Annotated in this window: 19 protein-coding genes and 1 tRNA gene; 9 read left to right on the forward strand and 11 right to left on the reverse strand. The window is 64.6% G+C overall.

Annotation, left to right across the window (positions count from 1 at the left end; genetic code table 11):
- Nucleotide 1 precedes the first annotated feature (1 nt).
- The 6 genes from PMI02_RS13985 to hflX all read left to right on the forward strand — a co-directional run bounded on the left by PMI02_RS13985 (nucleotide 2) and on the right by hflX (nucleotide 8,463).
- Complete coding sequence (locus PMI02_RS13985; protein ID WP_007683771.1) at nucleotides 2-1,081, forward strand: nitrogen regulation protein NR(II); 1,080 nt, start codon at nucleotides 2-4, stop codon at nucleotides 1,079-1,081.
- Nucleotides 1,078-2,508 (forward strand): sigma-54 dependent transcriptional regulator, encoded by a 1,431-nt coding sequence (locus PMI02_RS13990; RefSeq protein ID WP_007683773.1) that lies wholly within the window; start codon nucleotides 1,078-1,080, stop codon nucleotides 2,506-2,508. The genes PMI02_RS13985 and PMI02_RS13990 overlap by 4 nt, the downstream gene beginning before the upstream one ends.
- Before the next feature lie 123 nt (nucleotides 2,509-2,631).
- Nucleotides 2,632-4,812 carry a HAMP domain-containing histidine kinase gene (locus tag PMI02_RS13995; RefSeq protein WP_007683775.1) on the forward strand — a complete coding sequence of 727 codons (2,181 nt, stop codon included), beginning with the start codon at nucleotides 2,632-2,634 and terminating at the stop codon, nucleotides 4,810-4,812.
- Nucleotides 4,813-4,873: 61 nt separating this feature from the next.
- On the forward strand, nucleotides 4,874-6,289 hold the full coding sequence (locus PMI02_RS14000) for a sigma-54 dependent transcriptional regulator (protein ID WP_007683777.1): 1,416 nt from the start codon (nucleotides 4,874-4,876) through the stop codon (nucleotides 6,287-6,289).
- Nucleotides 6,290-6,431: 142 nt separating this feature from the next.
- Nucleotides 6,432-7,019, forward strand: coding sequence for an RNA chaperone Hfq (hfq, locus tag PMI02_RS14005; protein WP_007683779.1), 588 nt, complete (start codon nucleotides 6,432-6,434; stop codon nucleotides 7,017-7,019).
- A gap of 31 nt (nucleotides 7,020-7,050) precedes the next feature.
- Nucleotides 7,051-8,463: a GTPase HflX gene (gene hflX / locus PMI02_RS14010; RefSeq protein WP_007683780.1), complete on the forward strand. Its 1,413-nt coding sequence runs from the start codon at nucleotides 7,051-7,053 to the stop codon at nucleotides 8,461-8,463.
- Between the two features lie 35 nt (nucleotides 8,464-8,498).
- Here hflX and mazG read toward each other — a convergent pair whose 3' ends face one another.
- From mazG to PMI02_RS14060, 10 genes are all read right to left on the reverse strand, one after another.
- Nucleotides 8,499-9,275, reverse strand: coding sequence for a nucleoside triphosphate pyrophosphohydrolase (gene mazG / locus PMI02_RS14015; RefSeq protein ID WP_007683782.1), 777 nt, complete (start codon nucleotides 9,273-9,275; stop codon nucleotides 8,499-8,501).
- Between the two features lie 55 nt (nucleotides 9,276-9,330).
- Nucleotides 9,331-9,516 (reverse strand): hypothetical protein, encoded by a 186-nt coding sequence (locus PMI02_RS14020; RefSeq protein WP_007683784.1) that lies wholly within the window; start codon nucleotides 9,514-9,516, stop codon nucleotides 9,331-9,333.
- A complete protein-coding gene (locus PMI02_RS14025) occupies nucleotides 9,513-10,295 on the reverse strand; it encodes an MBL fold metallo-hydrolase (RefSeq protein ID WP_007683786.1) in 783 nt (260 codons plus the stop codon). The genes PMI02_RS14020 and PMI02_RS14025 overlap by 4 nt, the downstream gene beginning before the upstream one ends.
- Nucleotides 10,292-11,071: a TatD family hydrolase gene (locus PMI02_RS14030; protein ID WP_007683787.1), complete on the reverse strand. Its 780-nt coding sequence runs from the start codon at nucleotides 11,069-11,071 to the stop codon at nucleotides 10,292-10,294. Before PMI02_RS14030 ends, PMI02_RS14025 begins: the two co-directional genes overlap by 4 nt.
- A complete protein-coding gene (gene metG, locus PMI02_RS14035; protein ID WP_007683789.1) occupies nucleotides 11,071-12,630 on the reverse strand; it encodes a methionine--tRNA ligase in 1,560 nt (519 codons plus the stop codon). The genes PMI02_RS14030 and metG overlap by 1 nt, the downstream gene beginning before the upstream one ends.
- 90 nt (nucleotides 12,631-12,720) lie before the next feature.
- Entirely contained in the window at nucleotides 12,721-13,695 is a 975-nt protein-coding gene (locus tag PMI02_RS14040) for an AAA family ATPase (protein WP_007683791.1), read from the reverse strand.
- On the reverse strand, nucleotides 13,692-14,333 hold the full coding sequence (tmk, locus tag PMI02_RS14045; RefSeq protein WP_007683793.1) for a dTMP kinase: 642 nt from the start codon (nucleotides 14,331-14,333) through the stop codon (nucleotides 13,692-13,694). The genes PMI02_RS14040 and tmk overlap by 4 nt, the downstream gene beginning before the upstream one ends.
- Nucleotides 14,330-15,496: a D-alanyl-D-alanine carboxypeptidase family protein gene (locus tag PMI02_RS14050; protein WP_007683795.1), complete on the reverse strand. Its 1,167-nt coding sequence runs from the start codon at nucleotides 15,494-15,496 to the stop codon at nucleotides 14,330-14,332. The genes tmk and PMI02_RS14050 overlap by 4 nt, the downstream gene beginning before the upstream one ends.
- A gap of 57 nt (nucleotides 15,497-15,553) precedes the next feature.
- A complete protein-coding gene (locus tag PMI02_RS14055; RefSeq protein WP_007683797.1) occupies nucleotides 15,554-16,543 on the reverse strand; it encodes an SPOR domain-containing protein in 990 nt (329 codons plus the stop codon).
- The gene (locus PMI02_RS14060; protein ID WP_007683800.1) at nucleotides 16,527-17,483 is read right to left on the reverse strand and encodes a lytic transglycosylase domain-containing protein; all 957 of its coding nucleotides are present in this window, start codon (nucleotides 17,481-17,483) and stop codon (nucleotides 16,527-16,529) included. Before PMI02_RS14060 ends, PMI02_RS14055 begins: the two co-directional genes overlap by 17 nt.
- 236 nt (nucleotides 17,484-17,719) lie before the next feature.
- Here PMI02_RS14060 and PMI02_RS14065 point away from each other — a divergent pair.
- Nucleotides 17,720-17,809 (forward strand) — tRNA-Ser (locus PMI02_RS14065).
- A 210-nt stretch (nucleotides 17,810-18,019) separates the two neighbouring features.
- Here the strand turns inward: PMI02_RS14065 and PMI02_RS14070 are convergent.
- The gene (locus tag PMI02_RS14070) at nucleotides 18,020-20,275 is read right to left on the reverse strand and encodes a TonB-dependent receptor (RefSeq protein ID WP_162130163.1); all 2,256 of its coding nucleotides are present in this window, start codon (nucleotides 20,273-20,275) and stop codon (nucleotides 18,020-18,022) included.
- Nucleotides 20,276-20,658: 383 nt separating this feature from the next.
- Here PMI02_RS14070 and PMI02_RS14075 point away from each other — a divergent pair, with 383 nt between their 5' ends.
- Together PMI02_RS14075 and PMI02_RS14080 are read left to right on the forward strand one after the other, a co-directional pair.
- Nucleotides 20,659-21,738: a catalase family protein gene (locus PMI02_RS14075; RefSeq protein WP_007683803.1), complete on the forward strand. Its 1,080-nt coding sequence runs from the start codon at nucleotides 20,659-20,661 to the stop codon at nucleotides 21,736-21,738.
- A gap of 10 nt (nucleotides 21,739-21,748) precedes the next feature.
- The coding region (locus PMI02_RS14080) for an FdhF/YdeP family oxidoreductase (protein WP_007683805.1) at nucleotides 21,749-23,357 on the forward strand (1,609 nt) is incomplete at its 3' end.

The following is a 23,357-nucleotide window of genomic DNA, read 5'->3' on the forward strand; positions in this document are numbered from 1 at the left end:
CCTGCTCGCCAGCCTGCCGCAGGCGGTGGTGGTGCTGGAGCCTGGCCTGACGATCGCCTCGCTCAATCCTGCGGCCGAGCAGTTCTTCGGCCAGTCGGCAAGGCGCCTTGTGGGGACGTCTCTGCGCGACATCGTCTCCATCTCCGACCGGCGGCTGCTCGACAGGCTGGGCGATTCCGAGACACCCGTCTCCGCCCGAGAGATCGTCGTGCAGCTCAAGGGCAAGGGTGCCCGGCGGATCGATATCAACGTCGCACCGATCGCAGACACCCCGGGCTGGCAGGTCCTGACCATCCACGATCACAGCGCCACCGATGCGCTGGGCGACGACTCGGGCGGGCCCGACAACGCGGTGCTGCGCGGCCCCGAGATCATGGCGCACGAGATCAAGAACCCGCTCGCCGGCATCCGCGGCGCGGCGCAGCTTCTCGCCCGCCGTATCGACGACCGGGACCGGGCGCTGACCGACCTCATCACCGGCGAGGTGGACCGCATCGCCGGCCTGATCGAACGCATGCAGAAGCTCAGCGGTCGCACCACGCCGCCCGTCGAGGCCTGCAACCTTCATGAGGCCGCGCGCCGGGCGATCGACGTGCTGGACGCCGCCAATGGCGAAAAGCCGCGCCGTTTCCGGTTGGTCGAGGAATTCGATCCCTCGCTGCCGCCGGTGCTGGGCAGTCCGGACGGCCTAGTGCAGGTGATGATCAACCTGCTCTCGAACGCTGCAGAGGCCTGCCAGGACGCCGAAGACCCTCGAGTCATCATCCGCACACGCTTTGCAAGCGGGCTGCAACTCCAGACGGGCGACGCCAGCGCGCCGCTGCGCCTGCCCATCGAGGTCCGCGTGAGCGACAACGGCCCCGGCATCGATCCGGCCATGCGCGAACACATCTTCGAACCTTTCGTCACCACCAAGAAGTCCGGGCAGGGCCTCGGCCTGCCTCTGGTCCGCAAGCTGGTGCGCGACATGAACGGACGCATCACCCACGAGCGCAACGAGGAGTCCGGCCTGACGCACTTCCGTATTCACCTGCCGTTGGCCCGCGAACCTCGTGGTCGTGCCAGAAGGAAGTCCGCATGACGAAAGTCCTTCTGCTCGAGGACGACATGTCCATAGCCATCGTCATCACCGCCGCGCTAGAGGACGAAGGTTTCGGCGTCGTGCATTGCCAGACCATCGCGGAGCGTGACCGGCAGCTCGCGGAACGCCGCTTCGCCGCGATGGTGACGGACGTCATGCTTCCGGACGGCGACGGCATCGAGACGATCGACCGCGTCCGCGCGCTGCATCCGCAGATGCCGATCGTCATCCTCTCGGCGCAGAATACGCTGGATACGGCGGTGCGTGCCACCGACACCGGCGCCTTCGAATACTTCCCCAAGCCCTTCGACATCGACGAACTGGCCCGCACGGTCCGTCAGGCCGCCGGCGCCGCTCACGGAGCGCAGGCAGACGAGGACCCGGTCGCCGACGGACTGCCGCTGGTTGGCCGTAGCGCCGCGATGCAGTCGGTCTTCCGCATGATTACGCGTGTCCTGCGCAACGATCTCACCGTCCTGATCCTCGGCGAATCCGGCACTGGTAAGGAATTGGTCGCGGAGGCCATCCATCAGCTCGGCAACCGCCGCACGGGCCCCTTTATCGCTGTGAACACGGCCGCGATTCCGGCAGAACTCATCGAAAGCGAGCTGTTCGGCCACGAGAAGGGCGCTTTCACCGGCGCCGTCGCGCGCCACGTCGGCAAGTTCGAGCAGGCCGCGGGCGGCACCCTGTTTCTCGACGAAATCGGCGACATGCCGATGCAGGCTCAGACCCGCCTCCTGCGCGCGCTCCAGTCCGGGACCGTTCGCCGGGTCGGCGGGCGCGAGGAAATTCGGCTCGACACCCGCATCGTCGCCGCGACCAACAAGGACCTTGAGCCCGAGATCGCCGCCGGACGCTTTCGGGAGGACCTCTATTACCGGCTCAACGTGGTGCCCATCCATATGCCGCCGCTGCGCGACCGCCGCGACGACATCGACGTGCTGGCGCGCCATTTCCTCCAACACGCCGCGAACGAGGGCCTCCCGCGCCGCCAACTGACCCGGGAGGCCGCCGAATTGCTCAGTCGCCAGCCGTGGCGCGGTAACGTGCGCGAACTGAAGAACTTCATCTACCGGATGGCGCTTCTCGCGCGTGAGGATCTGATCGACGTGGACGCGATCCTGCCCCTGCTCGTGCAGGATCCCGCGACGCCGGTGGGCGAGGGTGCTTCAAACGTCCACTCCCACGGTCACGACATCGCCGGCGCCGTCGCTCAGTGGCTCACCGTCACCCGCCCCGCCAGCGGCACGATATACGACAGCGCCATGGCCGCCTTCGAACGCCCGCTGTTCGCCGAGGTGCTGCGCGAAACCGCCGGGAACCAACTACGCGCTGCGCAGGCACTTGGCATCAACCGCAATACCTTGCGCAAACGGTTGGGCGAGCTGGCATTGGATCCTGAGGAGTTCACTCGTCGACCGTAGTTGTACCTTGGTGGATTCCCTCTTGCAGCCGGGACACAGTGCTGTTGTAAGGTTGCAACGATGAAGCAAGTTACAGTCCAGGAACGCACCCAGAAACGAGCGTGGCCGAGATGGTGGCGGCGGATGCAGGTTGCTGCTCGCCGGGCGAACTTCTTCGCCGTAATGGAAGTGCTTTCGGTCCTGGCGTTCCTGGCCATGACGATGGCCACCTGGGTCGCGCTGAACAACGGCGGCGACCGGCGTGAACTGTTGCCTTCAAACCTCACTGCAAGCCTTTTGGTCGGCACGCTCGTGCCGGCGATGGCGATCCTCGTGCTGTTGGGCCGCCGCATGGCGCTACGCCGAGCGGCCGAGAACATCGGGGGCACCGGGCGGATGCACGTGCGCCTAGTGTTCATCTTCTCGCTCATCTCCGCAGTGCCTACACTGCTCGTCGTGGTCTTCGCCTCGTGGCTGTTCCAGTCCGGCGTTGAGTTCTGGTTTTCCGACAGCTCGCGTGGGCTGCTGGAAAATGCCAACAAGCTGGCTCATGGGTACTATGAGCAGACTCTCCGCGATGTCGGCTACGAATCGGTCGCCATGGCCCAGGACTCGCGCGACACACTGGCGGTCTACCCTGTTGCCAGCCGGGAGTTTCAGTCGTTCCTAGCCGAACAAGTTCTGCGCCGGAACCTCAGCGTCGCCGCTCTCATCCAGATCGACGCCAACGGCAACCAGCGAACGCCGATCATCGTCGATCCCGACGGCAAGTCCGAGAACAACCGCATCGGGCAGGATGTCCTCACCCGGCTCGACAAGGGGAATGAACCTTATGTCGTGAATGCCAAGGACAACCGGATCGTCGCTGCCACGCCGATAGAGAGGTCGTCCGGTGTCTATCTCCTCGTCATCCGCAGTTCGGACCTGCTGTCGCTGAGCCAGGGTGAGCGGGCCGAGAACATTGTGCAGGCCTACGAGGTCCTGACGAGCCGCGCCCGGGTGCTGCAGTTGCGCTTCAACGTAGCACTTTTCGTTGCGTCTCTGGCGCTCGTTGGGCTCGCGGTGTGGTTTGCGCTGCGCTTCGCTGACCGTCAGGTAGCGCCGCTCTATGAACTCGTCGATGCGGCACGCCGCGTGGGGGCGGGCAACTATGCGCTGCGCATCGAGGGACGCACCGGCGCCGACGAGATCGGCCTGCTCAATCGCGCCTTCAACCGCATGACGGGCCAAATCGAGAAACAGACGCAGGCGCTGCTCAGTGCCAACCGCCAGTTGCATGAACGCCGGCTGTTCATCGAGGCGGTGCTGGAATCTGTCACTTCGGGCATTGTCTCGCTCGACGATCAGGGCCGTATCCTGCTGATGAACAGCACTGCCCAGAAGCTCCTCACCGACCGCAGCGGCGAGGTACCCGAAGGAATGCCGATCGCCGATCTGGCGCCCGCGATCGCCGCCCTCGTCGAAAAGGGTTCGGCAGATGGGATTGTCCAGTACAACCGCAGCGGCGATCTTCTCACTCTGGCGGTGACGACAAGCCGCGATGCCACCGGCTACGTCATCACTTTCGAAGACATCACCCGGCAACTGCTCGACCAGCGCACTGCAGCTTGGTCCGACGTCGCGCGCCGCATCGCCCACGAGATCAAGAATCCGCTCACCCCGATCCAGCTGGCAACCGAGCGCCTTAGCCGCCGCTACCGCAAGCAGATCACCGACAATCCAGAGCTTTTCGAAGACCTTACCCGCACGATCATTCGGCAGGTCGGCGAACTGCGCAAGATGGTCGACGAGTTCTCGTCGTTTGCGCGCTTGCCCAAGCCCGTATTCCGCGCGGAAGATCCCGTGGCGCTGACGCGTCAGGCCTTGTTCCTCCAGGAAGTTGCGCGGCCCGACATCTCCTTTGCCTTCTCGAGCGAGCGCGACATCGGCGTAATCGACTGCGACCGCCACCAGTTCGGCCAGGCGATGACGAATGTTCTGAAGAACGCGGTCGAAGCTATTGAAACAAAATCCAAAGACTGCGGAGAAGACTACCGCGGCGCCGTCTCTGTGGAGGTTGCCGACAATGACTTGTCGATTGTCGTACGGGTCACCGACAACGGCATTGGCCTACCTCAGGACCGCGAGCGTATCATCGAGCCTTACGTGACGACGCGAGAGAAGGGCACTGGCCTGGGCCTCGCCATCGTCAACAAGATTATCGAGGAGCACGGCGGCGAGATGACGTTCACGTCCGCGCAAGGTGGTGGCACCACAGTGACGATGCGCTTCGCCCACGACCCACTCGCTCTCGAACAGGGCCGCAAGGCGGAGGCCGCGCAATGATCCGTCCTCCTCCCGCTCACCCGTCCTCACCCGCTTTACCCAAGACGAAGAAGAAGAGCTGATGGCACTCGAAATCCTGATCGTCGACGACGAACGCGATATCCGTGAACTGGTCGCCGGTGTGCTGAGCGACGAAGGCTACGAATGCCGCACGGCCGGTGATAGCGAGAGCGCGCTGGCTGCGGTCGATGCGCGCCGCCCATCGCTGGTCTTGCTCGACGTCTGGCTTCACGGCAGCCCGATGGACGGCCTCGAGGTGCTCGACGCCATCAAGTCCCGGGAGCCGGAACTGCCGGTCATCATCTTCTCCGGCCACGGCAACATCGACACCGCCGTCGCCGCGATCAGCCGAGGCGCGGTCGACTTCATCGAAAAGCCGTTCGAGGCCGAGAAGCTGCTCCACCTGGTCGGCAGGGCAACCGAAACCGAGCGCCTGCGCCGCGAGAATGCCCAGCTCAAGCAGGGCCAGGGCTTCGGCGGCTCCGACGAGTTCACCGGCTCCAGCGGGGCTATCAACCAGGTCCGCGCTACTCTCAAGCGCATCGCCAACACCGGAAGCCGCCTGCTCATCACCGGGCCCGCCGGTTCGGGCAAGGAAGTCGCGGCCCGCCAGCTCCACGCTTGGAGCCCGCGCGCCGATAACGCCTTTGTCAGCGTCAACTCCGCCCGCATCACGCCCGAACGCTTCGAGCAGGAACTGTTTGGTGAAGAAGCCGACGGTGCATTGATCCGTCCCGGTCTGCTCGAAACGGCTGACGGCGGTACGCTCTACTTCGACGAAGTGGCCGACATGCCGCTCTCCACGCAGGCCCGCATCCTGCGCGTGCTGACCGATCAGGCTTTCGTGCGGGTGGGAGGCACCCGGCAGATCCGTGTCGACGTCCGCGTCGTGTCATCCACTTCGCGCGACCTGGAAAAGGAGATCGCCGAGCGCCGCTTCCGCGAGGACCTGTTCTATCGCCTCAACGTCGTGCCCGTCTCGATCCCCGCCCTGCGCGAGCGCCGTGATGACATTCCCGCGCTGATCGACCACTTCTTCGCCCGCTACGCCAGCGAGCAAGGCGTTACCCCGCCGGCCGTCAGCGGCGAGGCGATGACGGCACTTCAGGCCTACGAATGGCCCGGCAACGTTCGCCAGCTTCGCAATGTCGTCGAGCGCACGGTAATCATGGCCCCGCGCGAGAAACTGGCGCGGATCGAAGCCGACATGCTTCCACCTGAAATCTTCAATAGCCGGGGAGGGGGGGATGCCGGCGCGCCGGTGATGATGAGCGCCCCGCTTCGCGAGGCCCGCGAAAGCTTCGAGCGGGAGTACCTGCGCGTCCAGATACGGCGGTTTTCCGGTAATATCTCGAAGACAGCGGCTTTCATCGGCATGGAGCGCTCGGCCCTTCATCGCAAGCTGAAGCTGCTCGGCATGTCCGAGCGCCGCGAAGACGAAACCGACGCTGACGAAACGGTGCCGGGTTCCCTTTAACGACGGCTGTAACATTTCGGCTACAAAAAGGCCGTTTACTGCATTGCAGCAAATAGGTAAGTTTCGAGTCGAGAACGGCGTCGGGCAATCCGGCGCCAGATCGCGGACCGCATAAGCGGCCGCCAAAAAGATGGAGAATAACATGGCTGGTCGTACGCTCACCGCGAGGCCCAAACCCACGCCTCCGCCTACCGTAGAGGCGGCTGAGGTTACCGAAGGCGCCGCTGCGCCTGCAGCCGTTGCTCCGCCGACCGGCAAGGGGCAGAACCTTCAGGATCAGTTCCTGAATCTCCTGCGCAAGAACAAGACCCCGGTCACGATGTTCCTCGTCAAGGGCGTGAAGCTGCAGGGTATCGTCACCTGGTTCGACAACTTCTCGATCCTGCTCCGCCGCGACGGTCAGTCGCAGCTTGTCTACAAGCACGCGATCTCGACGATCATGCCCTCGACCCCGGTCGATGCGCGCCAGTTCTCGAGCGGCTCCGAAACCGCCAAGAAGACGCGCGTTCTGCAGGACGTCTTCCTCTCCAGCATCCGCAATGCCGGCGTGCAGGTGACGATGTTCCTCATCAACGGCGTCATGCTCCAGGGCCGCGTCGCTGCCTACGACCTGTTCTGCATGCTGCTGGAACGCGAAGGCTACGTACAGCTGGCCTACAAGCACGCCGTATCGACGATTCAGCCCGTGACTCCGGTCGACCTTCAGGCGCATGAGGAAGGCGACGATTGACGTCGCGACTCCGGATTGAAGCTGAACCGATTTGAACGATGAACTGAAGGGCGAGGTCACGCGCGGAGCGCGTGCCCTCGTCGTGTACCCGCAGATGCGTGGCCCTCGCGGCCAGATGGCCGACCTCGACACCGAAGCGCGCCTCGAAGAGGCGAGGGGACTGGCGCTCGCGATCGGCCTCGAAGTGGCGGAGGCGATCGCCATCGTGATCCGCGAACCGCGCGCCGCCACGCTGTTCGGCGAAGGCCAGATCCAGAACATCTCGGTCGCGTGCGAACTCAACGAGGCCGAACTGGTGATCGTCGATGGCTCGCTGACGGCGATCCAGCAGCGCAACCTCGAGGAGAAGCTCAAGCGCAAGGTCATCGACCGCACCGGGCTGATCCTCGAGATCTTCGGCGAGCGCGCCGCGACGGCAGAAGGGCGCCTGCAGGTCGAACTCGCCCACCTGGACTACCAGGCCGGCCGCCTCGTCCGCAGCTGGACCCACCTCGAACGCCAGCGCGGCGGCTTCGGCTTCCTCGGCGGTCCGGGCGAAACCCAGATCGAGGCCGACCGCCGCCTGATCCGCGATCGTATGGCCAAGATCCGCCGCGAACTGGAGCAAGTGCGCCGCACCCGCGGGCTCCACCGCGGCCGGCGCGAGAAGGCGCCCTGGCCGATCGTCGCACTTGTCGGCTATACCAACGCCGGGAAGTCCACGCTGTTCAACCGCCTGACAGGCGCTGAAGTGATGGCCGAGGACCTGCTGTTCGCCACGCTCGACCCGACGATGCGCGCGATCCGGCTGCCTGGGATGGAAAAGGCGATCCTGTCGGATACCGTGGGCTTCATCTCGGACCTACCGACCCAGCTTGTCGCCGCTTTCCGCGCGACACTCGAGGAAGTGACGGCAGCCGACGTCATCGTCCATGTCCGAGACATCGCCAATCCCGACACCGAGGCGCAGAAGCGGCAGGTTCTCGATGTCCTTGCCGATCTCGGCGTCCTGCACCCGCAGCCCGATGCGCGCACGCTTCGCAATACTGCTCGCGAAGAGCGTGCCGCCGGGTGGGCTCAGGAGGAAAAGGACGAAAAAGCCGACGGCGAGCCGCAGATTCCCATTATCGAGGTGTGGAACAAGTGGGACTTGCTCGACCCGGAACAGGCCCATTCCCTGCGCGAGGCAATGACACATCGCGAGGGTGAGATCATCGTTCCTGTTTCGGCGTTGACGGGCGAGGGCTGTGAAGAACTGCTGACGGTCGCCAGTCGCACGCTGACACTCGATTCCAAGGTCTACAGCTTCGTGATCCCCGCGGCGGACGGGCAGCGCCTTGCGTTTCTCCATGCTCGCGGCGAAATCGTGGCCGAGGAAGATGCGGGCGAGGGGGATGAAGGTCCGCAGTTGCGGCTTCAGGTCCGCCTGTCGGCCCGCGAACTAGGCCGCTTCATGTCGCTTTGAGGTGATCGTGGTCCCGGGCCGGTTCCGGGACCATGTCACTTTTCCGACCGCTTGACCGCCTGCCAGTAGGCTTCCTGTTCGTCCAGCGAGAAGGATGAGAAATCAGCACCATCCCGCTGCGCAAATGCCTCCATCCCGCGAAAGCGCCGCTCGAATTTGGCATTCGCGGCGCGCAGTGCATCTTCAGGCGCGATCCCGTTCAGCCGAACGAGATTGACGGCAGCGAACAGCAGGTCCCCGGCTTCCTCCAGCTTGTCCGCCGCAGCAGCCTCCGCGAGTTCCTCCATCTCTTCGAGGACCTTGTCGGCCGCTCCGCTGGGATCGGGCCAGTCGAAACCCACCCGCGCAGCGCGCTTCTGCAGCTTCTCCGCGCGCATCAGCGCCGGCAATGAAACGGCCACGCCATCAATGGCGCTGGTCGCACCTTTGGCGGCGCGCTCCTTGGCCTTGATCTGTTCCCAGCGTTCGGTCTGCGCATCGCTGGAAGTGTCTTCACCGAAGATGTGGGGGTGGCGCGTTTCCAGTTTACTAGAGATCGCGGCCGCCACGTCGGCAAACGCGAAATGGCCAAGTTCCTCGGCCATGCGCGCATGGAACACGACTTGAAGCAGCAGATCGCCGAGTTCGTCGCGTAACGAGCCTAGATCGTTCTGCGCGATGGCTTCGGCAACTTCGTAGGCTTCCTCGATCGTGTACGGTGCGATCGAGGCGAAGGTCTGCTCTCGGTCCCATTCACAGCCGGTCTGCGTATCGCGCAGGCGTGCCATGATCGAGAGAAGGCGGTCAATCTGCTGATGTGTGAAGTCGGTCATCTCGGATCGATAATAATGATTATGTAAAATATCGCGCGGTTCAACGGACTGAACCTCAAGGTTGGATCCTGAAACCGGATACCTGGATAAGCAGCACGAGCCCGATGATGATCGCGGCCCAGATGGCCGCAAGGCGCAGCACCTTACCTGCACCCATCGACCTGACCTGCGAATTGCGGAGCGCCAGGACCAGGCACGCGCAAATCGCGATCACCGAAACGATCATCCCGGCCTGGTTCATGGCGCTATCACCAACCCATCGTATCCCACCTGCACATTTGCAGGCACGGAAGCGCCCAGTGTGGCATAGTCCATGCTCTTGTCGAGATGCGTGAGCACGACGGTTCCGGCCCGGCACACTTCGGCCAGTTCAAGCGACATGGCGAGATGCGCATGCGTCGGGTGGGGTTCGCGGCGCAGGCAGTCCACCACCAGCACGTCGCACCCGTAGAACAGGTCGATCATACCCCGCGTAATTTCGTTGAAGTCCGTGGCGTAAGCGACTGATTTTCCGTCGGCGTCGAACAGGAACCCGGTCGAATCCATGCCGCCATGCGGCATCTGGACGTGGCCAACCCTAAAGCCCTCGCAAAGGCGCAAGGTATCGAGGTTGTCGAGCGAGATGAGCGTCGGATAGCCATGCTGGCCTGCGAAGACGTAGCCGAAGCGCTGACGCAAGCGGCGGACGGTTTCCGTGTGCGCGAAGCCCGGTATCGGGCCAGCGCGGCCGTAGCGCAGCGGGCGCAGGTCATCGATGCCGTGACAGTGATCGGCATGGTCGTGCGTCCAGAACACCGCGTCGAGCCGGTGCACATCGTTGGCCAGCAGCTGCGCCCGCAAGTCGGTGGGCGTGTCCACGAGGATGCGCGCTCCGGCGTCGCTTTCAAGCAGTATGGCGACGCGGGTGCGGCGGTTGCGAGGCTCTTCGGGATTGCAAAGTCCCCAGTCGGCTTTGCCATCCTCACCGCCAAGGCGTGGCACGCCGGTAGACGTACCGCTGCCGAGGATCGTGACCTTCATGCGTAGGCGGCCTTGGTGAACAGGCCGAAGAAATTGCGCGTGGTGGTCTCGGCCAGATGCTCGTCGGTCACGCCGCGCAGGTTCGCTACGAAACGCGCGGTGTCAGCCGTAAAGGCAGGCTCGCATTTTCGACCACGATGGGGGACCGGCGCGAGGAACGGCGAGTCCGTTTCAACCAGAAGTCGATCCTCAGGAATCGTCCGAACCACTTCCTGCAAGTCTCTGGCATTTTTGAATGTCACGATGCCGGAAATGCTGATCGTCAGCCCAAGATCCAGCACTTTCCGGCCGAACTCCGCGCTGGCGGTGAAGCAATGGATGAGTGCGGGGAAGGCCCCCTTTTCCATCTCGTCCTCAAGGATACTGGCTGTGTCGTCCTCGGCGTCGCGCGTGTGGATAATGATCGGCAGGCCGGTTTGCCGCGCCACCGCGATGTGGGTACGAAAGAGCGCCTGCTGAACCGCGCGATCGGACTTGTCGTAATAATAGTCGAGCCCGGTTTCACCTATGCCGATGACGCGCGGATGCGCCGCGGCTTCGAGCAGGGCGCCCTCGCCCAGATCCGCGTGCTGGTCGGCCTCATGGGGGTGAATACCCACCGAGGCCCAGACGTCCGGTTCCCGTGCAGCGGTGGCTACGACCCTGTCCCATTCGCGCTGGCGAGTGGAAATGTTAAGGAAACCGCCGATCCCCGCCTGCCTTGCGCGCGCGAGAACCCCGGATTGATCCTCGACGAGGCCTTCGTATTCGAGATGGCAGTGGGAATCGATCAGCATCAGGCGGCGACGTCCTCCGGCAACTCAAGGCGCGGGAATACGCCGACGGGCTTGTCTACCTTGTAACCCGAAGCGACGAGCGCAGGACACCACTGGCCGTCTTCCAGAACGGAATAGTCACGCGCATCCGCTGGTTGACCCATCTGGTCGAGCAGGGCGTCGATCGAGGTCGGCACGACCGGCCGAACGGCGATCGCAAGATCGCGCACGACGCGGAATAGGGTCATCAGGACAGCTTCCATGCGCGCTGGGTCCGACTTCCGCAGCGCCCAGGGTGCCTGTTCGTCGACGTACTGGTTACAGGCAAAGACCGCGCGCATCCAGGCTTCGAGACCATCACTGAAGGCAAGATCGTCGAAGGACTTGCGCAGCCCCGCAATGCCTTCCGCGACAGCGGCAAGGAGCGCCGCGTCGGCTTCCGTTCCCGGAAGTCCGGCCTTAACTTCGCCGTCCATGTTCTTGAAAATCATGGAAAGGCTGCGCTGAGCGAGATTCCCGAAGCTGTTGGCCAGTTCGGCGTTCGCGCGGGTCACGATCGCGTCTGGAGACCACGAACCGTCCTGCCCGAAAGCGACTTCCCGCAGCAGGAAGTAGCGCACCGCATCTACGCCGAAAGTGTCGGCAAGGCCAATCGGATCGGTAACGTTGCCGAGCGACTTGGATTCCTTCTGCCCGCGGTTGAGCAGGAAGCCGTGGCCGAAGACCTGTTTCGGTAGATCGAGGCCGGCGCTCATCAGGAAGGCAGGCCAGTAGACCGTGTGAAAGCGGACGATGTCCTTGCCGATCAGGTGCAGGTCGGCAGGCCAGTACCTGGCGTAGTCGCCGCTCTCGTCCGGGAAGCCGAGGCCGGTGATGTAGTTGGTCAGGGCGTCTACCCAGACATACATCACATGGCTGTCCGAGCCCGGCACCTTAATGCCCCAGTCGAAACTGGTTCGCGAGACGGAGAGGTCACGCAGGCCGCCTTCGACGAAGCGCAGGATTTCGTTCTTGCGGCTGTCAGGACGGATGAAGTCGCTCGACCCGTAGAGTTCGAGAAGCTTGTCCTGATATTTGGACAGGCGGAAGAACCACGATTCCTCGACGGTCCATTCCACCGGAGTGCCTTGCGGGGACAGCTTTTCCCCGCCCTCGCCCGCGAGCAGTTCGCTCTCGTCGTAGTACGCTTCGTCGCGCACCGAGTACCAGCCCTCATACCGGTCGAGGTAGAGGTCGCCGGCGGCTTCCATGCGCTTCCACAGTTCCTGCGTCGCGGCGTGGTGACGCGGTTCGGTAGTGCGGATGAAAACATCGTATCCGATGTTAAGTTTATCACACATATCTATGAAATATCGTGACATTTCCGTCGCCAGCGCCGCGGGCGTGGTGTCAAGCTCGCGCGCTTTCTGGGCCATCTTGAGCCCGTGCTCGTCGGTCCCAGTCTGGAAACGGACGTCGAAACCTTCCGCCTTCTTGAAGCGGGCGATGACGTCGGCGGCGATCGCTTCGTAAGCATGGCCGATGTGCGGCTTGCCGTTCGGGTAGCTGATCGCGGTTGTGATGTAATAGGGCTCGCCCATGCGGCGTCGCGCTTTCTGTAATGTTTAATGTCAAAAGCTCATGTGCATTCTCAGGTTGGCAGCGCTTGGGCTGACCTTCTCGAAAATGAACTAGCGAGCGGCTTCTCTAGGCATCGCGGCCGAGGCCAGCAACCCGCCAATTTCCATAATAAGGAGGCCGGCGTCGAAATTGTATGTCGTCGCCTGCGTAGTTAGCTGCGTGAGCGTGCCATGCGCCTCGATGATCCGAAGCTGCCGGTCGCGCGATGCATCGCGCAGTTCGTGGACCAGAACAGAGCGGGCCAGTTCCAGCGTCGCCACTTGCCGGTCGCGCGCCGGGCGGGCCCCCATCTCGTCGGCGAGGGCACCGCGCAGGTGGAAGCGGGTGTCCCCTTCGCGCAGGATTCGCGTCATCAGCGCATGGATTCCGCCGAGATCGTGCTCTACGAAATCGAGCGCCACGCCCGGCGAGCCGTGCGATGCGGCGATCGCGGCGGAGCGTGCGGCGGAATCCACATGGGGCGCATCGCGGCGGATGACGGCGTCGAGTTCGCCGGCCTCAAGCGCCGCGAAGCGCAGGACGCGGCAGCGCGAGCGGATCGTCGGCAGCAACCGCCCTGGCTGGTGGGTTACAAGCAGGAAGAACGTGCCCGTCGGCGGTTCCTCCAGTGCCTTGAGGACGGCGTTGACGGCGCTCTTTTCCATGTCGTCGGCCGGATCGATGACGATCGCGCGCTTGTCGCCGAGCGTCGGCTTGGTGGACAGGCGCCGGATCATCTCGCGCACCTGGTCGACGGTGATGTTACGCTTGGTCTGGTAGGGCTTGCCCTCGGCCTTCTTCTTGGCCTCGTCATCGTTGGTGGGAAGGTGTTCCAGGATATGAATGTCCGGGTGAGCGTCCACGTCCGACGCCGGCTGGCCGGGCAGGCGCACGAGTTCGGCGGCGGCGGCGCGGGCGAAGGCGCGTTTGCCAAGGCCCTTGGCGCCGCTCAGAAGCCAGGCGTGGTGCATGCGCTCGGAGGCGATCGCGGAGAGCCATTCCTGCCACGCCGCATCCTGGCCGACGGAGGGCGTCTGCGTACTCACGGCAGCAGCGGCGCAACCGCGGCGAGGACAAGCGCGTGAGTGGCCTGCGGGTCGCCATTGCCGTCGATGCGGGTGAAGCGGGCGGGTTCGGCCGCTGCGAAGGCCGAGAAGGCCCCCGCGACGCGGGCATGATAGGCACCGTCGCGCCCGCCGATGCGGTCCGAACCGTCAGTATCGCGCCGGGCAAGCCGCTCCATTGCGACTTCGGGCGAGACTTCGACGAGCAGCGCCAGGTCGGGCAGCAGGCCTTCGCTGCCGATGCGGTGCAGGACGCCGATCTCGTCGTCGGACAGTCCGCCGCCGCCGCCCTGATAAGCGCGGCTCGAATCGAGGTAGCGGTCGCAGACCACCCAGGCACCGCGTGCCAGCGCAGGCCGGATCAGTCGGTGGACATGGTCGGAGCGCGCTGCGGCGAACAGCAACGCCTCGGCGCGCGGGTTCCAGCTGATACCGTCATCGCCCTCGACGCCGTGGAGGAGAAGGCCGCGGATTGCCTCGGCTCCGGGGGTACCGCCCGGCTCGCGGGTGACGACCACCTCAAGACCCCGCTGACGCAGGGCCTCGGCGAGCAGGCGGGCCTGGGTGGACTTGCCCGCCCCTTCCCCGCCTTCGAGCGCGATGAATCGTCCCTGCGTCATGACAACAGGTTGATAAGCCCGTTCCACAGCCTGTCCAGCGGACCGGCCACGCCGACGTCGCGTCCGGCATAGAGCGGCACGCGGCCTGGAGCGAGACCGGCGACGCGGATTTCCAGTTCCCCTACCTGCTCGCCCTTGCGGATCGGAGCGGCGATCGGGCCGCTATAGTGGACGGCGAGAGTGACGCCGGGCTTGCTCCCGCGTGGGATCGTCGCATGAACCTCACGGTTGGCGACGAGCGGAAGCTCCCGGGCGTCGCCGCCCTGGACGCGGGCCTGCGCAATGGTCTGGCCCTGGTCGAACAGGTGGCGGGTGTCCCATGCAGCGAAGCCCCATTCGAGCAGCGCCTTGGCGGCGTCATCGCGCACCTTGGGCAGCGGCGATCCTGCCAGCACCATGACGAGACGACGGCCACCGCGCTCAGCGGTGCCCAGGAAGTTGTAGCCGGCCTCGCGCGTGTAGCCGGTCTTGATGCCGTCGGCGCCGGGAACAACGCCGACGGTTGGATCGTGGCTGCGCATGGCGACGTCGCGCCAGAACCAGCGTTTGTGGCCCGAGAACTCGCGATAGAGGTCCGGGTAGCGGGTGATCATGGCGTCGGCTAGTTTCACCAGATCGCTGGCGGTGACGTAGGTATTGCCTTCGTCCATCCAGCCGTTGGGCGTGTTGTAGTGGCTGCGCGTCATGCCGAGGCGGCGCGCCGCGTCGTTCATCTTGGCCGCCCATGCCTCTATGCTGCCGGCATAGCCCTCGCCCAGCACCACCGCCGCGTCGTTGGCCGAGGCGGTCATGATCCCGTGGAGCAGGTCGCGCGCGGTCGGCCGGTCCTTGGTGGTGATGTACATGTTGGTGCCTTTGGCGAACCACTCGCGCTCGGTCTCGGGCCGCTCGGCGAACTTGCGGTCGAGGCTTAGGCGGCCGGCGCCGATTTCCTCGAAGGCGACGTAGGCGGTCATCACCTTGGTCACCGAGGCGGGCAGGAAGGGCGTATCGGGATGGCGCTGCTCGAGCACCTGGCCCGATCCCAGATCGACGAGGATGCTGACCGGGATCGGCGCCAGCTGGGCGGGCGGAGTGGGCGGCGGCGGCGCGGCGGCCCCCACGGCGCTGGCGGGCAACGCGGCGATCAGGGCAAACTTCAGAACGTGCGAAAAGGACTTCAAGACCCGTATTCTCCCGCGCGCCCGGTCGGCGCCTGGTTTCGCGCGGGAGCCTTCAGGTCACTCCGCGCTCTGGATTCGTGCGTCGCTATAGCCCGCACGTTTGACCTTCTCCAGCGCCGGAGCGGCTTGTGCACGGTTGCTGTAGGGGCCGACCCGAACGCGCCAGAATTTTCCGGCCTGCGAGACGCTTCCGCCGAGCTGGCCGGCGACCTTGCGCGCAGAGGCTTCGGACGAGAAAGCGGCCACCTGAACGACCAGCGAACCCTTTGACGGCGGAGTTGCGGCGCGCGGCGCGGCCGGCTTTGGAGCAGGCTGGGCTGCCGGTTTCGGGACAGGCTTCGGTGCCGGCGGCGGAGGAGCCTTGACGGAAGCCGGGGCGGCAGCGACCGGCGGTTTGGCGGCAGCTGGCTTTGCAGGACCAGGCTGCGGCTTAGGCGCAGCGACAGCCGTGCCGGCGGGCATCGCGGGCGGGGTGAGAGTGGGAGGCACCAGCGGCGACTGGTCCGCCAGCTTGCGGCGAAGTACCTTGAGCAGACCCTCCGGCGTCTCCATGCGCTCGGCTGCACGTCTGCCGTTTCGCAGCAGCGCGCGTTCCTGCTCGGGCGGATTGACCCGGCGCACGCGAACAGGCCCTCGCCCCCCGGCCGGGAGGCCAAGCTGCGCCGACGCATCGGGCGAGAGTTCCACTAGCGCATCGTTGGTCATGGGTCCACGACGCTCAAGCCTGACCAGGATGGTGCGGCCGCTGTCGAGCGCGGTCACCTCGACATAGCACGGCAGCGGCAACGTCTTGTGGGCCCCGGTCACGCCGGAACCCACACCGGTGACCGCTTGCCCCACGGCGTCGTAGTTCAGCTGGTCGACCGGGGTCCAGACCTTGTCGCCAATGGTGAAGGGCTCGCCCACCACCACCGGATAATCGGCGGCGGGACCGGTCACCGGCAGGCCGGGCGGCGGCTGCTTCCTCTCGGCGGCCGGAGAGCCGGTCGCGGCTCCCAGCAGGATCAGCGCCGCAAGCGGCAGGGCATGGTTAACGGGAAATCTCATCTGCAAGCAACCCCACGGACATCGCGTAGTAGTTCGAGCAATTGTACTGGAGGATGACCCGATAATTACCGGTTAACAGCCAGGCGGGAGTCCCGGGCCCGTCAGGCTGGAACAGCGAGGTCAGCACGTTGCCGCCAATCGCGCCCTGAGGCGAGACGCCCAGCGCCCGCCACTGGGAGACAGTCTTCCACTGCGAATGGCGGGCATGAACCCTGTCGCAGCTCGGGGCGACGAGCTTGGTGGCGTAGGCATCGACGTTGAACCCGCCAGGGACGCTCGCACGCACGCCCCACGGTTCGCCCGGACGCCAGCCGGCGTCGCGGAAGTAGTTCGCGATCGAGGCGATGGTGTCGGTGGGGCTGGTGAAGATGTTGGGCCTCCCGTCGCCGTCGCCATCAACTGCGAGGCGCAGGTAGACGCTCGGCAGGAATTGCGGGTAGCCGAAGGCTCCTGCCCAGCTGCCCTTGAGCTGCGAGCGCGGCACCCCCCGGTCGACCATCTTCATGAGTGCGATCAGCTCGCCCTCGAACAACTGGCGGCGGCGCCCTTCCCACGCCAGCGTGGCGAGCGAGCGGGCGAGGTCGAAATCGCCGGTGTAGCTGCCGTAGTTTGTCTCGTGTCCCCAGATCGCGAAGAGGATCGGCGCGGGCACGCCGTAGCGCCGCTCGATCTGCGACGAGATCGAGGACAGCGAGGCATAACGCGCCCGGCCCCGTTCTATGATCGACGGTGCCACATGCTGCGAAATATAGGGCGCGAGAGCCGGCGGAGCGGCTTGCCTGCCCGGCTGCGCGGTGTCGAGGGCGATCACGCGGTCGTTAGGCGTCAGACCGGTGAGCACGCTGGCGATCGTCGAATCGCTGACCCCCTGCGTCCGTGCATGGGAGGCGACCTGCTGGAGGTAGGCGGGAAACGTCTCCGACTGAGCGCACGCCTGCATCGTCGGCAAGGGTGCCACGACACAGGCTAGGGCGATGGATGGAAAACGCAGCGAACGCAGGAAGGATCGAAAGGTCATCGCAAGGGAACTTCGCACAAAGCGCGAAGGTTGCAAATGGCTTGGCCTGCTTGTCCGTGGACAGCCATCGCACGCGCGGCGCTCTTCGCCGATGAGGTGTTGCCCCCGTATTGCCCCTCTTGCGCCGTCGCCCGATTTGGCTATGCGCGCAGATCAGTGGAAGCGTGGCCGAGTGGTTGATGGCACTAGTCTTGAAAACTAGCGACGAGGTAACTCGTTCGTGGGTTCGAATCCCACCGCTTCCGCCATCAAATCCCAGGTCTTCCGCCATGCCGTCTCGCGCGTGTGGGGCAGTAGCCACGGCAGTGACGCAATTTTAGGTAAGGCTGGTCTGAGCCGGATGCTGCGACCAGCCGCCCGGGGTTATGCGAGGCGGGGGGAGGCGGGTCTTGACTGAGCAGTCCGTCTCAGGCCTCGTTGCCCCCTATCTCATGGTCCTGCCTCAATCCCCTTTGCCGTCAGCGGAACTTCACGCCCAGTTCCACGCCGTATGTCGTCGGCGAGTTCCACACCGCGCCGGTGCCCAGCGTGTTGAACAGGACCTGCGTCTGGTAGCGGCTGTTGCTGACGTTGTCGCCGTAGGCCGCCACCGTGAACATCTCGCTGGGATCGGTCCACTGTGCGCGCAGCGAAACGATCTCGTAGCCCTTCTGCTTGAACTGCTGCTCCGGGTCGAAATAGAAGCTGGAGGTGTAATAGACGTTGCCCGACAGCATCAGCCTGCCGCCGCCGAGGTCTAGCCCGTAGCTGGCGCCGATGTTGCCCGAAAACTCGGGCGCTCGCTGCATCTTGTAGCCCGACGCGTCGGTGGACGTCTGGACGAGACCGCCCGGGCCTTGCGTGCCGCTGTAGGCGCAGTTCATCGAGCTTGCGGGGTCAGTCACGGCCGGGTCGCAATAGCTGTAGTACGGCGCGTTCGGGAACGATTTGTAGCGCGCATGGGTCCAGGCGCCGCCGCCGTTGACGTTGAACGCCTCGCTCACCGCGTAGCGCAGCTGGGCCTCGAGACCGTAGATTTCCGAACTTGCGGCATTGCGGATCTGCGCCGCGCCGTCCTGGTAGCTCGATACCTGCAGGTTCTTGTAGTCGTAATAGAAGCCCGCGAGATCGACCTGGAACACACGGTTGTCGAACTTGTAGCCGACTTCGAAGGCGTTGATCTTCTCGGGCTTCACCGGCTGCGCGGAATAGCCGCCGACGTTGAGGATGCCCGCCTTGTAGCCCCGAGTGAACGAGCCGTAGACGCTGGAATCTTCGCTCGGCTTGTAGCGCAGCACGACGCGCGGGGTGAAGCTGTCGTTCTTGAGCGTGTCCACTGGGATCCTGTCGCCGGGGTTGCCGGTGAACGGCACGTTCTCGCCGTTCGGGCCGGTGTAGCCGGTCAGCGGGGTGGTGAAGTTCGCGACGAAGTATCCGTCGGACACAACGTCGTGGCTGTAGCGGCCGCCTAGGGTGACGAAGAACTTCTCGTTCACCTCGTAGGTCGCGTCGAGGAATGCGGCGTACGAGGTCGTCTTGGTGTTGGAGCCGCCGAAGGGGCCGAACGGCGCACCGCCGAATGAAGCGCCGATGTCCCAGGTGTCGCGGATCTGGAAGTAGTTGAGCCCCGCCGTCCACTGCAGCAGTCCACCCGGCTTGGAGTTGAGCAGGAATTCCTGGCTCCACGTCTCGTCGTTGACGCCGACGTAGATGTTGAAGATCGGGATCGCGGTTGCGTCGAGGTCGCCGTAGTAGGGCGACAGGTCCTTGCGGTACTGGGTGTACGAGGTCAGGTCCGCGAAGCCTAGGTCAGCCTTGATCGTGCCCTGAAGCGCGTCGGAATTGGTGCGGAAGCTCTGCGGCTTGTTGAGCAGAACCTGGCGGGGATTGCTCGTGTAGGTGCCTTCCGGTGCGTAGTAGAAGACGAGCGGCAAGCCCTTGGAGCTGGACGCCCGGTATATCGCACGGCCGGCGGGTGACACCTTGTCGAAGAAGCCCGCTTCGCCGGACTTGTCTACATAGGCGTTGACGAGCTGCGATGTCGGATCGTCGGTCTCCGAATGGCTCCAGCGCAGCAGCACGGAAACGTCGTCGGTCAGGTTGGCCTTGAGGCCGACGCGGATTGACCAGTTCTCGTACTGGCCGACCTTGTCGTCGTCGTTGCTTATGTCGGTGAGGTAGCCGTCGCCGCGGCGGTAGAGGCCTTCGATGTCGAGCGCCACTCGGTCGCTGATGCCGTAGGTGGCATAGGCCTGCGCCTTGACGCTGTTGAACCGGCCGTAGCTGACCTTGGCCTGCGCGCTGGTGTCGGTGCTGGGCTCGGCGGTGGTCACGATGATCGCGCCGCCGGTCGTGTTGCGGCCGAACAGGGTGCCCTGCGGACCCTTGAGGACCTGGATGCTGCCGACGTTGAGCAGGTCGAAGTCGGACAGGTAGGTGTTCGCCTGGAAGAACCCGTCGACGTAGATGCCGACGTTGGGTCCGCCGCCCGAGGTCGTGATCGCGGTGCCGACGCCGCGGATGGTGGGCTGCACGGCCGGCCCTTGGCTGTCGAAGCGCAAGCCCGGCGTCAGCTTTGCGGTGTCCGAAAGCTGGCGCACGTTGGCGGTCGAAAGCTGCTCGTTGCTGAGCGTGGTGACGCTGATCGGCACATCACGCGACGCTTCGGCGCGGCGCTGCGCGGTAACGATGATCTCGTTGCCGCCTTCCTTTGGCGTGACGACTTCCTGAGCCATTGCCGGCCCCCACGCAAGCGCGGTCGTCAACGCAAAAGTGGATGCGATCGTTTTTGACAAAGCTGAATTCATCGTAGGCCCTCCCGGTGCCATATCCATGGCGCTTTGGGAGGCTTTGCCGCACATTGATGGTCCGTGCTTGACCATTTCGGACATTCTCTAAGCAAACGTGTGCTGTGGTCTATCACCGCCCGGGCGAACTGATCTCGGAAAGCGGCGTCCTGCGCCATTCATTGGCGGACATTTACAGCCGATCGGGTCTGCCCGCGAAAATTCATGGGCTCAGGCACTTAAGGATTGCTCCGCAGTTATTCCGTCAAGATCGACGCGACTATGGGGATCAATCCGCATGGCCGTCAGAACGGAACAGTTCGGAGAAGTCCATGGCCATGCAACTGCCGCCCCTGCCCTATACCCCCGATGCGGAAGATCTTCGCGACGACGAAGCTGCGACCATCTCCAAGCTGAACGACACTTTCGACGAGATCCTGGAGACGACCTCGCAGGACTACGGCCATGCCGTTCGCGCGGTCCACGCCAAGGCGCACGGCATCCTCGAGGGCGAGTTCACGGTTCTGCCGGGCTTGCCCCCCGAACTCGCTCAGGGTCTGTTTGCCGCGCCAGGCAGCCACCGCGCCATCCTGCGTATGTCAACCAACCCTGGAGACATCCTGGACGATGCCATCTCCGTCCCTCGCGGCATAGCGCTGAAGCTGCTCGACGTGGCGGGCGAACGCCTTCCCGGCGCAGAAGGGGCGACGCAGGACTTCATCATGATCAACGGCCCGGTGTTCTCCGTGCCGAACGCCGAGAAGTTCGTCGGTAACCTCCAACTGCTGGCCAAGACCACGGACCGAGCCGAAGGCGCCAAGGTTGCCACCTCGAAGGTCCTGCAGGTCATCAACGCTGCTCTTGGATCGGTGGGCCTCGAAAGCACCAAGCTCGCCGGTCTCGGAGGCGCGCCGCAGGTAGATCCGCTTGGCGAGACGTACTTCAGCGTCACGCCATTCCGCTACGGCGAGTACATCGCCAAGTTCCGCCTTCGTCCACTGTGTCCCGCCCTGACCGCCCTCACCGGCACCACCATCGACACCAAGCACCGCCGCAACGCGATCCGTGAGACGCTGCGTGAGGAAATGGCCGGCATCGACGGGGAATGGGCCTTTGAAGTCCAACTCCAGCGCGATGCCGACAAGCAGCCCATCGAGGACGCCTCGGTAGAGTGGAAGGAAGGAGATGCGCCCTTCGTCCAGGTCGCCACGCTGCGCATGCCATCACAGGACAGTTGGGAAGAGGCCAAGGTGCGCGCCGTCGACGAAGGGATGCGCTTCTCGGTCTGGACCGGCCTTGCCGCGCATCGCCCGCTCGGCAACATCAACCGCGCGCGCCGCGACACATACCGTCACTCGGCCGACTTCCGAGGTTCGACCAACCGCTGCCCGATCCATGAGCCCGCAGCGTGAAGAGGCTTCGATGAACAAGACTGCGGAGCCCAAACATTACGATCATGCAACCGGCGGCTGGGGCTCGCTCGATGGAATCGCCAAGGTCGAGATCGCCAGCAAGGCCGCGCCGGGCGCCCTGCTTACCCTAGCAGAGCAGAACAAGCCCGAAGGCTACATGTGCAGTTCCTGCGCATGGGCCAAGCCGCCCAGCCCGCACGTCGCCGAGTTCTGTGAAAACGGCGCGAAGGCTACGATCTGGGACCTGACCTCGAAGCGCTGCACGCCTGAATTCTTTGCCGAGCATACAGTCAGCGAACTGACGGCCCGGGAAGACCACGAGCTCGAGAAGGTCGGCCGCCTGACCGAACCGATGCGCTACGACGCGGCCAGCGACCGCTACGTGCCGGTCGGGTGGGACGAGGCTTTCGCCGCAATCGGCGCCGCCCTGCAGCGGCTCGAACCGGATTCGGTGACGTTCTACGCATCGGGCAAGGCGGCGCTGGAGCCGTCCTACCTCTATGCGCTGTTTGCGCGGATGTACGGCACCAACAACCTGCCCGACAGTTCGAACATGTGCCATGAGACGACCTCGGTCGGGCTAAAGAAGGTCATCGGCTCGCCGGTGGGCACCTGCACGTTCGACGACCTCCAGCACTGCGATGCGATTTTCTACCTCGGCCAGAACCCGGGTACCAACAGCCCGCGCATCCTTCATCCACTCAAGGATGCGGTGGAACGCGGCTGCAAGATCGTGGTATTCAACCCATTGCGCGAGAAGGGTCTGATCGAATTCGTCGACCCACAGAACCCGTGGCAGATGACCTTCGGCAAGAGCACCAAGATCGCCCATCAGTACCTCCAGATACGCCCTGGCGGTGACATTGCCGCGCTCATGGGTGTGTGCAAGCGTGTGCTGGAATTGGAGGCGCAGAAGGGCGACGTTCTTGACCATACGTTTCTTGCCGACCACTGCCACGATCACGCCGCGTTCATCGCCAAGGTCCATGCGACCAACTGGGCGGAGATCGAGCATCACTCGGGCGTCACTCGCCGTGAACTGGAACAGGCGGGCGACACTTATGCCGGCGCCCGGAGTGTGATCGGCATCTACGGCATGGGCCTGACCCAGCAGGTCCATGGCTCGCAGGCGATCGGCATGGTGGTGAACCTGCTGCTTCTGCGCGGCAACATCGGCCGCAAGGGTGCGGGCTGCCAGCCGATCCGCGGCCACTCCAACGTGCAAGGCCAGCGCACCGTCGGCATTTCCGAAAAGCCGGACCTCGTGCCCCTCGACAAGCTGCGCGAGATTTTCGGTTTCGACCCTCCGACCGAGAAGGGTCACACCACCGTAGAGTTCCTGGAGGCGGTGCTGGACGGCAGCGCAAAGGGCTTCCTCGGCCTCGGCGGCAACCTCGCCCGCGCGGTGCCAGACCAGTCTCGCGTCCAGCCGGCATGGGCAAATCTCGAACTGACGGTGCATGTAGCGACGCGCCTCAACCGCACGCACCTACTGCCCGGCAAGGAGGCCTATCTCCTTCCCTGCCTCGTTCGCGCAGAGGATGATACCCAAGCCAGCGGTCCGCAGACCGTGACGATCGAGGACAGTTTCAGCCACATCTACGGCTCGATCGGCCGCC

The sequence above is a fragment of the Novosphingobium sp. AP12 genome, assembly GCF_000281975.1.
Classification (GTDB): domain Bacteria; phylum Pseudomonadota; class Alphaproteobacteria; order Sphingomonadales; family Sphingomonadaceae; genus Novosphingobium.